The organism is Exilibacterium tricleocarpae, from assembly GCF_007004655.1.
GTDB classification, from domain to species: domain Bacteria; phylum Pseudomonadota; class Gammaproteobacteria; order Pseudomonadales; family Cellvibrionaceae; genus Exilibacterium; species Exilibacterium tricleocarpae.
Genome location: NZ_ML660088.1, coordinates 1 through 11,746, shown reverse-complemented (window position 1 = coordinate 11,746; position 11,746 = coordinate 1). Strand labels below are relative to the sequence as shown.

At 59.0% G+C, this 11,746-nt stretch carries 7 protein-coding genes; 6 read left to right on the top strand and 1 reads right to left on the bottom strand.

Annotated elements, in window-relative coordinates:
• The first annotated feature begins 174 nt into the window (after positions 1–174).
• From FKG94_RS02655 to FKG94_RS02630, 6 genes are all read left to right on the top strand, one after another.
• On the top strand, positions 175–1,164 hold the full coding sequence (locus tag FKG94_RS02655) for a sugar kinase (protein ID WP_142902656.1): 990 nt from the start codon (positions 175–177) through the stop codon (positions 1,162–1,164).
• A complete protein-coding gene (locus FKG94_RS02650) occupies positions 1,152–2,681 on the top strand; it encodes a UxaA family hydrolase (RefSeq protein WP_218943415.1) in 1,530 nt (509 codons plus the stop codon). The genes FKG94_RS02655 and FKG94_RS02650 overlap by 13 nt, the downstream gene beginning before the upstream one ends.
• A gap of 160 nt (positions 2,682–2,841) precedes the next feature.
• A complete protein-coding gene (locus FKG94_RS02645; RefSeq protein WP_142902655.1) occupies positions 2,842–3,810 on the top strand; it encodes a carbohydrate kinase family protein in 969 nt (322 codons plus the stop codon).
• Complete coding sequence (locus FKG94_RS02640; RefSeq protein ID WP_142902654.1) at positions 3,792–4,988, top strand: AGE family epimerase/isomerase; 1,197 nt, start codon at positions 3,792–3,794, stop codon at positions 4,986–4,988. The genes FKG94_RS02645 and FKG94_RS02640 overlap by 19 nt, the downstream gene beginning before the upstream one ends.
• Before the next feature lie 256 nt (positions 4,989–5,244).
• A complete protein-coding gene (fusA, locus tag FKG94_RS02635) occupies positions 5,245–7,296 on the top strand; it encodes an elongation factor G (protein WP_142902653.1) in 2,052 nt (683 codons plus the stop codon).
• Between the two features lie 257 nt (positions 7,297–7,553).
• A complete protein-coding gene (locus FKG94_RS02630) occupies positions 7,554–10,556 on the top strand; it encodes a TonB-dependent receptor plug domain-containing protein (protein WP_246124890.1) in 3,003 nt (1,000 codons plus the stop codon).
• A gap of 151 nt (positions 10,557–10,707) precedes the next feature.
• On the opposite strand, the gene FKG94_RS02625 is transcribed toward FKG94_RS02630, so the two are convergent.
• The gene (locus FKG94_RS02625) at positions 10,708–11,370 is read right to left on the bottom strand and encodes an energy-coupling factor ABC transporter permease (protein ID WP_142902652.1); all 663 of its coding nucleotides are present in this window, start codon (positions 11,368–11,370) and stop codon (positions 10,708–10,710) included.
• Between the last annotated feature and the right edge of the window lie 376 nt (positions 11,371–11,746).

Sequence of the window (11,746 nt, the reverse complement as noted above, 5' to 3'; positions counted from 1 at the left end):
AATCAGTTTATTTTCAAAGTAGAGTTACTTTCAGTTTAGAGTCGCTTTCAGTTTAGAGTCGCTTTCAGTTTAGGGTCGCTTTCAGGTTAGGGTCGCTTGCAGATTAGAGTCGCTTTCAAAGTAGATTTACTTTCAAAGTAGCTGCTGCAACGGTAAAAACAGGTTACTCACGTTATGACGCAGAAAACAGTCGCGCGCCCGGGTGCACCCGGTCAGGGACCGGCGGTGACGGTGCTGGGGGAGGTGATGATCGAGCTGTCGCCGCAGGCGGACGGCAGCTTTCGGCCCGGAGTCGCCGGCGATACTTTCAACACCGCCGTGGCCCTGGCGCAACTGGGGGTGCCCAGTGAGTATGTCACCGCCCTCGGCACCGACGGCTTTAGCCGGCGGATTCGCACAGCGATTGAAGCCCGGGGGATCGGCGACAGTCATATCGCCACCAGCGCCGGCGCCGTGCCCGGGTTGTACGCCATCGAAACCGACGCCGCGGGGGAGCGCCGTTTTACCTATTGGCGCGATCAGTCTGCCGCCCGGCAGTGGTTCGGCGATGTCGACCGCTTTGCGGAGACTTTCGAGTGTATGTGTCCGGCGCCGTTTTTTTACTGGAGCGGTATCACCCTGGCATTGATGGCGCCGGCGGTGCGCGAGTGCCTGTTCCGCTTTTTGGAGGCCTATCGGGCCGGCGGCGGACGGGTTTACTTTGACAGCAACTACCGCGCGGCGCTGTGGCGCAGTCAGGATTCGGTGGCCGCCATCTACGACAGCGCCATTGCCCACACCGATCTCTACCTGCCGAGCCTCGACGACGAATGCGCCATTCGCGGCCTCGACAGCGAGGTGGCGATAACTGCGGCCCTGCAGCGCACCGGGGTAGCGGAGGCGGTGATGACACTGCCGGGTGAGGCGCTCTGGATAACCCCGCAACAGGTAACCCGTTATGCGTTGCCCCAGTCTGCTGCCGTTGTCGACACTACCGGGGCGGGTGATGCGTTCAGCGGCGCGTTGATGGCGGGCTTGATCGGCGGCGCGGCGATGCCGGCGGCGATCCGGTTTGCCCATCGGGTAGCCGCCGCTGTGGTGGGTGTCCAGGGCGCGCTGTTACCGGAAAAAGCCTGGCGCGAATTCACCGAGCTGTGCGAGCGGGAGTTGTCATGTCAGCCTTAATTTTATCGATGCACGAGTGCGATACGGTGGCGATTGCCCTGCAACCGCTGGTCGAGGGCCAGGAACTGGGCGAAGCGCTGGTGTGCCGCGAGGCGGTTGCCGCCGGCCATAAGGTTGCGGTGCGACCTGCGGCAGCGGGGGCGCCGGTATACAAATACGGTCAGGTGATCGGCGTCGCCACCCGGGCCATCGCCGCCGGCGAGCACGTGCACACACACAACCTCGGTTATGCACCGGTGGCCGAACCGGACAGGGGTGCAGCCGCGCCACCGGTGGCGGGCGGTTTCGGCGCAGAGCCCGATGCGGGTGCAAACCTGTTCAAGGGTTATCTGCGCGCCGATGGCCAGGCGGGGACCCGCAACTATATCGGCATCATGGCGACGGTCAATTGCTCGGCCACGGTGGTGGCGCGCATTGCCCGGCATTTCTACCAGCACCCGCGCCTGCGGGACGCGGGCGTCGATGCGGTAATACCGGTGGTGCACCAGTCCGGTTGCGGCATCCCGGCCAGCGGCGGTGTGGAGTTGTCGCTGTTGCAGCGGGTCTTGTCCGGTTACCTGCACAATCCCAACTTTTGCGGCTGGGTGCTGGTCGGTCTGGGCTGCGAGGTCAACCAGGCCGAGCAGTTGCTCGGTGCCGCCGGGCAGGGCAGGGCCGCACCGGTGCGCGAGGTCACCATTCAGGAGGTGGGCGGAACCAGCGCCGCGGTGACCCGGGGTATCGAACAGGTGGAGGCGTTGATGTCGGTGGCGGCGCAGAGCCGACGCCAGGTGTTGCCCCTGACAAAGCTGAAAGTCGGTTTGCAGTGCGGCGGCTCCGATGGCTGGTCCGGTGTTACCGCAAATCCGGCACTCGGCGCCGCCGTCGATCGCCTGGTGGCGGCCGGCGGCACTGCCATACTGGCCGAGACGCCGGAAATCTACGGGGCCGAACAACTGTTACTGGCCCGCGCGACGAGCCCGGCAGTAGCCGCCCGCCTGCGGGAAAAAATTGCCTGGTGGCAGGATTACCTTGCGCAGCACGGCAAGGATATGAACAATAATCCCTCACCGGGAAACCTCGCCGGCGGTATTACCACCATCCTGGAGAAGTCGCTGGGCGCGGTGGCCAAAAGCGGATCGTCCACACTCAATGGCGTGCTTGACTACGGTCGGGCCGCGCCGGACAGCGGCCTGTTGTTTATGGACTCGCCGGGTTACGATCCCTGCTCGGTAACCGGGGAGATAGCCGCCGGCGCCAATCTGGTTTGTTTTACCACCGGTCGCGGCTCCACTTTTGGCGCGGCCGGGGCGCCGACGTTGAAATTGGCCAGTAACCAGCAGTTATTTGCCCGCATGCGGGAGGATATGGATATTAACTGCGGTCCCATCGCCGGCGGTGCGCGCAGTATCGATGAACTCGGCGAGGAAATTTTTCACGCCATTATCGCCACCGCCGGCGGGCGTCCGACCGCCAGCGAAAAGCTTGGATTGGGCGAGTATGAGTTTGTACCCTGGGCCATGGGGGCGGTGGTGTAAACACACAGGTAGACCGGTCAATTGGCACGGCTTCGCTTAGAAGTGCCGTTTAGAGAGGGTGGTCGGCGATAGTGCGACTCCCTTCAGGCAGTACCACCGCCGTCCCTGCTGTTGGCCGGTGTTGCCTTGGCGGTAATAAGGTATTAAGGAGTACAACCCCATGAAACCGGTCCTTTGTTTTGGTGAGGTACTGATTGATTTTCTCAATGTCGGGCAGCACCGGGAGGGTCCGCTGGCGCTGGCGGAATACCGGCAATACCCGGGAGGGGCGCCGGCTAATGCGGCGGTGGCAGTGGCCAAGCTTGGCGGCGAGGCGAGGTTTGCCGGTCAGGTGGGCAGCGATCCGTTTGGTGAGTTTTTAGCGACTGCCCTGCGCGAGTATGGTGTCAATACGGATTATCTGCACCGGCATGAGTGGGCGAAAACACCCCTGGCTTTCGTTATCCTGGATGCACACGGGGATCGCAGCTTTGCGTTCCACCGTCACGAAACTGCCGACCTGTTGTTTCAGGAACAGCAGATCGACGAGCGCTGGTTTGACGGCCAACCGGTTTTCCATATCTGCAGTAATACCCTGACCGAGCATGCCATTGCCGGAGTGACGCGGGCGGCCCTGGCCAGGGCCAAGGCGGCCGGCGCCACGGTCAGTTTTGACGTTAACCTGCGACACAATTTATGGCCGGGCCATTGCGTCGATCGCGAGACGGTTAACGCCTGTGTATTCGAGGCCGATCTGCTTAAGTTTGCGCGCGAAGAACTCGCCTATCTGGCCGCTGGTGACGACGAGGACTATCTGAAAACCTGCCTGCACGGGGGCGCGCAACTGATACTGGTGACGGACGGCCCCAAGCCGGTGCGTTATATCACCGGCCACAGCCACGGCTATATCGATGCCCCGCCGGTAACCGCCGTGGATACTACGGCGGCCGGGGACGCCTTTAGCGGCGCTTTGCTGTACGGTCTGAGTTGCGCGACCGGCCTGGCGGCGATTACCGCCGAGTCCCGCTACCTGAATGGCCTGTTGAATTTTGCCGTACAATGCAGCGCGCTGACAGTCACCCGCCCGGGTGCCTTTCCCGCGCTGCCCACCTTCGATGAGGTAGAGGGCCATTGGATCGATATGCCATAAACTATCGCGACGAGACTTTCCTGCGCGATCATATTAAAAGCATTCTCGATTTTTACCATCCCACCAGCGTCGATGAGTCCGGCGGTTTTTTTCAAAACTTTCGCGACGACGGCACTGTTTTCAACCCCGGCCAGCGGCACCTGGTCAGCAGTACCCGCATGATCTTCAATTACTGCAAGGCCTACCGCCTGTTCGGCGACGAGGCGTATCGGCGCCGTGCCGCCCACGGTTTGGCCTATCTGCGGGAAAGGCACTGGGACGGCGAGCGGGGCGCTTATCACTGGACGCTGAACGAACATCGGGCCGACGATCAAACCAACCACTGCTACGGCTTGGCGTTTGTCGTGCTGGCCTTCGCCGCGGCGCTTGACGCAGGTTTTGAAGACGCCGCCGAAGACCTCGAGCGTGCCTTTGTGTTGATGGAAAAACACTTTTGGCTAGATGGCGATAGCCTCTATGCCGATGAGGCTACCAGTGATTGGTCGCAACTTTCACCGTATCGCGGTCAAAACGCCAATATGCATAGCTGTGAAGCTATGTTAGCGGCGTTTGAAGCCACGGCTGACCACGTCTACCTCGAGCGCGCCTATCAACTGGCGAAAAAATTCGCCCTGGAAATGGCTGATAAAGCTGACGGTCTGATATGGGAACACTACACCGCCGACCTGTCGGTGGATTGGGAATACAATCGCGACGATCCGAAAAACCTGTATCGTCCCTGGGGCTTTCAACCGGGTCATCAGACCGAGTGGTGCAAGCTGCTATTGATACTCTACGGGCATTGCCCGGAACCCTGGCTCCTGACGCGCGCGCAAGCGTTGTTTGACCGGGCCCTGGCGATTGCCTGGGATCAGTCCCACGGAGGCATTCTCTACGGCTTCGCGCCGGACGGCAGTATCTGTGACGATGATAAATATTTCTGGGTGCAGGCCGAGACCTTTGCCGCCGCCGCGCGGCTGGCGACCGTTACCGGCGAGGATGGCTACTGGGACTGGTATGACCGCATCTGGGATTACGCCTATCGACATCTGCTCGATCATCGATACGGTGCCTGGTATCGCGTCTTGAATCGCCGCAACGAAAAGCTGTCCGATGCAAAATCCACGGCGGGCGGCAAGTGTGACTACCATACCCTCGGCGCCTGTTGGGATGTGCTGCGAACCCTCGGTAAATGCTGACGGTAACGGCGACAAGCTATTGAGCGTGCCGGTGGGCTGGCGTTTTTTACCGGGTGGTCTCCGGGCCGGCCGGCGAGTGGATATTGACCCCCGGTATTGTTGACCCCCGGTATTGTCGCTTTAAAACCGCGTGTCGCCGATAAATAGCTTCCTGCCGTCAAGTTGGTTATTCTTGGACGTCAGGGGGCGGGCTCCCTGTTTTTTTCACTTCCCGTTCGATGTGCGTTTTGGCTGGGACTGGCGATGAGGCTGCGCCATGCCAAGATTTTCCACCGAGAATATCCGCAATATCGCCGTATTGGGTCATGCCGGTGTCGGTAAGACCACCCTGGTTGAGTCGCTGCTGCAGGCCGCCGGTGCCATCCAGGCGACCGGCAGCGTCGAGCGGGGTACCACGGTCTGCGATTTCGATCCCCGGGAGCGACAACTGCAACACTCCCTCGATCCCACCCTGTGCAGTTTTGATCACGCCGGCGGTCATGTAAATCTGTTGGATACACCCGGGTACCCGGATTTTTACGGGCGCGCGATCAGTATTCTGCCGGCGGTGGACAGTGTCGCGGTGTGTGTCAGTGCCCAGTGCGGTATCGAGCAGGCCACCCGGCGCATGATGGAGGTCGCGCTCGAGCGCAATCTCTGCCGTATGCTGGTGATCAATAAGATCGATGCGGCCGAGGTGGATTTTGCGCAATTGATCGCGGATTTGCAGCAGGCGTTCGGGCCCGAGTGCCTGCCGATTAATTTGCCCGGTATTGGCGGCGACACCGTAGTGGACTGTTTTTTTGAGCACGGCGAGCAGCCGACGGCGTGCCTGTCGGTGGCGGCGGCTCACACCGCTATCGTCGACCAGGTCGTGGAGTTGGACGAGACGCTGATGCAACTCTATCTGGAGCAGGGGGAGGAACTGAATCCCGAGCAGCTACACGCGCCCTTCGAGCAGGCCCTGCGCGAAGGTCACTTGATACCCATCTGTTTTGTTTCCGCCCGCAGCGGTGCGGGGATTGCGCAATTATTGGATATTTTTGCCAAGTTGATGCCCAATCCGCTGGAGGGTAATCCGCCGGTATTTTTGCGCGGCGAAGCGCCTGCTGCTGTGCCGGTGGATGTGGTTGCCGATCCAAAGCGGCACCTGGTGGCCCATGTCTTTAAGGTCGCGGTCGATCCCTACCTGGGCCGCCTGGGGGTATTTCGGGTTCACCAGGGTAAGGTGTCCACCAATGCGCAGTTGTTTATCGGCGACGGGCGCAAGCCGTTCAAAGTGGCGCACCTGCTGAAACTGCAGGGCAAAAAGCACACTGAAATCCACGCGGCGGTACCGGGCGATATTTGCGCGGTGGCCCGGGTGGACGATATTCATTTCGACGCGGTTCTGCACGACTCCCACGACGAAGACCACTACCATCTGCGCTCGCTGACGCTGCCGCCGCCCATGTGCGGCCTCGCCATACTGCCCACCCGCCGCGGCGATGAACAGAAGCTGGCCGATGCGTTGCACAAGCTGGCGGCGGAAGACCCGAGCCTGCGTATCGAGCACCGCCCCGCACAGAATGAAACTGTACTCTACGGTTGCGGCGATCTGCATCTGCGCATCGTGCTGGATAAAATGCGCGACCAGTACCAGGTACCGGTGGCGACCCGGCCCCCGAGCATTGCCTATCGCGAGACCGTAACCACTGCCGCCAGCGGACATCACCGCCACAAAAAACAAACCGGCGGCGCCGGACAGTTCGGTGAAGTGTTTTTAAAGGTAGAACCACTGGCGCGCGGCGGGGGGTTCGAGTTCGTCGACAAGGTGGTGGGCGGGGCCATTCCCCACACCTTTATCCCGGCGGTGGAGAAAGGTGTGCGCCAGGTGTTGGAGCTTGGCGCTATCGCCGGCTTTCCTCTACAGGATGTCAGGGTAATCTTACAGGACGGCAAGCATCACGCGGTGGACTCCAAAGAAATTGCCTTTGTGATGGCGGGGAAGCGAGCGTTTCTCGACGCCGTGCGCAAAGCGGATCCCATTGTGCTCGAGCCGATTGTCGGGCTGACCATCGCCGTTCCGGCGGCTGCCGTCGGCGATATCACCGGCGATCTCGCCGCCAGGCGCGGCCTGATCAACGGCACCTCGGCACTGCCTGGCGGGCGGGTCGAGGTCGCCGCCAAGGTGCCGCTGGCTGAGTTGAACGACTACCAGTCCAAGCTTAAGTCGATGACGGCGGGGGAGGGCAGTTACACGCTGGTGCTCAGTCACTATGATGCTTTGCCTGCCAAACAACAGTCTGAGCTGACACTCGCCTTTCGCGCCGGCACCGAAAATGAGTAATTTCATATAGCGATAAGTTGGCATATCAATGCCAACTTATCGCTATATGAAATGGCCCTTCCTCCTGTCCTGACCTGGACTTAAATCCTGTTACGTAACAAATATTTCGTTTCTGTTGAGGGAAGAAAAAAGTATTTCGTCTCAGGACATGCCTCGAGTGTGCGCTTAAGAAAAGCCAATAAAGCTACAGACCTGCGCCCACTCTCTAATAACCATTAAATAATCATTAAACATGCATGCTAGAAGAGGAAAACATCATGAGGATGAAAAAGCCGTTGGCCTGTGCCATCAGTACGGCTGTGCTGGGTATGGCGTCGTTTGCTTTGCCCACCGCAGTGCTGGCACAAGGAGAGGAAGCAGATGAGGCGATCGAAGAGGTTGTGGTAACGGGGTCGCGTATCGCCCGCGCCTCGCTGGAGTCAGCCACGCCTTTGCAAGTACTCACCGCAGAGGACATCAATCTGGGGGCGGAAACCAATATCGGCGACTACCTGAATCAGTTGCCGGCGCTGGGTCAGCCGCTGTTTAACCGCACCAACTCCAACTTCGATATCAACAACTCCGGGGTGGTCAATGTCGATTTGCGCGACCTGGGTATCGAGCGCACCCTGACCCTTGTCAACGGACGCCGTTTTGTGGCCGGCGTACCGGGCAGTTCTGCCGTTGACTTGAACGCCATCCCGAGCGCGATGGTCGAACGGGTTGAGGTGATCACCGGGGGCGCGTCGGCCGTGTACGGTTCCGATGCCATTGCCGGGGTTATCAACTTTATTCTTAAAGATGATTTCGAAGGGGTTGAGTTGAGCAGCCGCTATGAGATCACCGATGAGAGCGACGGGGAAGAAAACGATATCAGCTTGTTGATCGGCGCTAATTTTGATGGCGGTCGCGGTAATGCTACGGCTTATATTGGTTTTACGGATCAAGGTGCGATATTTTCCCGGGACCGGGATATCTCCCGGATAGATGCAGTGTCGCCGGCAGCGTTAAATCCACGCGACACCACACTTGAGCTCTTTGGGCAGGTCAAGCCTTTCTTTTCCAGCTTTCCGCTACAGGGGCGTTTTGATGCTGGTGTGGCGGATGACCAAGGTCGGCGTCTCACCGGTTTCAACTATACTTTCCTGTCCGACGGGACCTTGGTTGATAGCTTTGATACCAACGGTAATAATCGTGCCGCCGACGGCTTTAATCGCAGTGCTTTCCGCACCATTGCTATTCCCACGGAACGCTTTCTGGCGGCCACCAATATTCACTATGATCTCAATGATAATGTCAGGGCCTTCTTTGAGAGTACCTACTCCGGTATCGATACCAACGCGGTACTGGAACCGTTTCCATTGGATTCGGACGATGTTTTCCAGGAGAACGCCGACGGCGGTATCCCGCTGGCTTACGAGAACAGCAATGGCGACATGATCTCACACCCGTTTATGCCCGCCGAAATCCTGACCGTGGCACAGGGCAATGGCATTGAAGGAGTCAGGTTCCGCCGCCGTATTGCGGAATTCGGGCCGCGCACCGCTAGCAATGAACGCCAGACGTTTCGGTTCAGTACCGGTCTGGAAGGCTCCACCGACGGCGGCTGGCTCTGGGATGCGAGTATTACCTACGGTCGCACCACTCAGTCGCAAATCTCCGAGGGGAATATCGATACAACGGCAATGCGCAACGCGCTGCTGTCGGAGGCCGATCCGGATAATCCCGGCCAGTTTCGCTGTGTCGATGCGGAGGCCAGGGCGAGTGGTTGTGTACCGGTCAATGTGTTTGGCTTTAACAGCATTAGTCCAGAAGCCGTCGCTTATATCACCGCCGATAAATCCCGCAACGCTACCATTGAGCAGAAAGTCTATCAGCTCAATATGAGCGGGGACCTGTTTGAAATGCCGTCCGGCCCCCTGCAGATAGCCTTCGGTCTGGAGCGCCGCGAGGAAGAGTCCCGCGCGATCAACGATACCCTTACTGTGCGCGGCCTCAATTCGGGCAATATCACCCCGAACGTCCAAGGCGAGTTTGATGTCGATGAAGTCTATGTTGAATTCAATGTGCCGATTTTGAGTAATCAGTATGTCGACTACTTTGGTTTTGGCACGGCGGCCAGGCATTCGAGTTATTCCATCCCAGGGGTAGGGGATACCACCACGTTTGAAGGGCGCTTCGAGTTGAAAATCAACGACGATTGGTTGTTGCGCACGTCCGCGGCGCGCGCCATACGTGCGCCCAATATCGAGGAGCTTTTCGATCCGGGCACCGAAACTTTTGCGCAGGTCACGGACCCCTGCGCAGGTGTTACCAACACTACTCCCGGTACTCGCGCTGCAAACTGCCGCTCTATTCCGGCAATCCAGTCGCGGATCGATAGCGATCCTGATGGTGCGTTTACCCTGACTCAAACGGAATTGCAGGGCACCGGCGGTCTGCAGGGCGGCAACCCCTTCCTGTTTGAGGAAACGGCGGAAACCTTTACCCTCGGCTTTGCCTATACGCCGACCAACCTGCCGGATTGGCTGGGTGCCACGCTGGCTGTCGACTACTGGGATATCGAGATCGAGGATGCCATTGAGTTGGTGCTCCGAAATAACGTGTTGAGCCTGTGTTACGATGACCCTGACTTCCAGACCGACCCTGACCCCCAGTGTGACAATATCACTCGGTTCCCTTTGGGCAACACTCAAGAGGGTGCTCTGGATCAAGTCAACGCTTTCGAGGAGAATCTCAGCTCCATTGAGGCAAAGGGTGTCGATGTCGATTTCCAGCTCAGTTTTGATCTCGACGTGCTCGGCTTGCCCGTTCCCGGTGAACTGTCCATAGGTACGGTTTACACGCATGTGGACGATTATAATATCGTCAACGCACCCGGTGCCCGGGTGGATATCGAGGACGGGGAAATCGGCAGTGCCTCGCACAAGTGGAACAGCAATATCCGCTATAACTGGGATAATCTTTCCATGCAGTGGCAAGTCCGCTTTATCGGAGAATCCCGCATCGAGGATGGCGACATTCCCAGTAGTGGCTGCCGTCAACGCAACTGCTTCGTCGATGAAATCTACTACTCGGACTTCCAGTTGCGTTACCGGCTGCCGGGTTCGCTGGCAGGTGCTAACCTGGAGCTGTTTGGCGGTATCGAAAACGTGTTTGATGAAGACCCGCCTGTCATTTCCGCCGGTCTGTCCGACAGTGATACCGGTACCGAGACTACAGCAGGTGTGTATGATGCTATCGGTCGCGCCTGGTATCTCGGGTTTAAAGCGAGCTTCTAATCGACTGTTGTTATCGACTGATAAATCCCCGCCTTATGGCGGGGATTTTTTTATCTGGGCCGGATCGGATAATAGCTGGGGCGTGTAGTGCCTTGACCGCTGTTCGATACCGGTGCCTCAGTGATTCCCTGCAAAACCTTTCGGTTGAGTACTACCGGCCCAGATACGTATCGTCATCATAGGTTTTGACCATCTGCGGCCAGAACACCGTAATCACGCTGACCATAGCGCCGTTGATAAAGCCTTCCGGAAACATCAACAGCCCGTAGAGATAAAAATGCTCGCGGGTGACCGCCAGCAGCGGCTGCGCACCGGTGAGCCAGAACAGCGCCAGGGCACCGGCACCGCAGGCCAGCACCGACAGCATGGCCCCGGCGAAACCGGCGCCGAGCATATAGGTAAACAGGTTTTTCCAGGTGATCCGCTCGATGATCAGCAGCACCAGCCAGGTGGCGCTGGCAGGCAGGATAACCGATAGCAGGCTGTCCACCGGCCAGGCATACCAGAGACCGTCCCCCAGTAATTGGAAAATACCGCAGGCCAGGGTACCGGCCACGACTGCCAGGCTCCAACCGAAAACGATGGTCAGCGTGGTTATCGCCAGGGGGTGGATGGCAATGACTTCCCCGACCGCCACCTGCAGGTGCCAGAACACGCCGAGGGCCAGGGTGGCGCCGAGCAGCGCATGTTGCCGGACTGCGACCCGCAATACCGCATGCCAGGGTGCATAACGCAATGCCGCAGCCAGGAACAGCCCGTTGGTGGCCAGCGCGGTCCAGAACAATGTGGTATCGGGTGCGATAAGGATATTCATGGTAACTCTCGCGGCGGCACGGTGCGGGGACGTAACTTCAGTTGCGTCCCCTTAGGATGGTGCCACACATTTTATCAAAACTGCCCCGTCGAGCGGCACGGTGCGGGGACGTAACTTCAGTTGCGTCCCCTTAGAATGGTGCCACACGGTTTATCAAAACTGCCGCTTCGAGCGGCACAGTGCGGGGACGTAACTTTAGTTGCGTCCCCCTAGAATGGTGCCACTCCCCTTCCTTAAAACACCTGTTTGGTGTACTGCGGTTTCTTTACTGTCTATGCAGCGGGGTTTTGAGTGGGTGACGATGTACTTTGCTTTGTCGTGCCGCCGGGAGAGGTGCCTTTTTGAGGTGGCGTGGTTCCTCTCGAAGGGGTCGGGG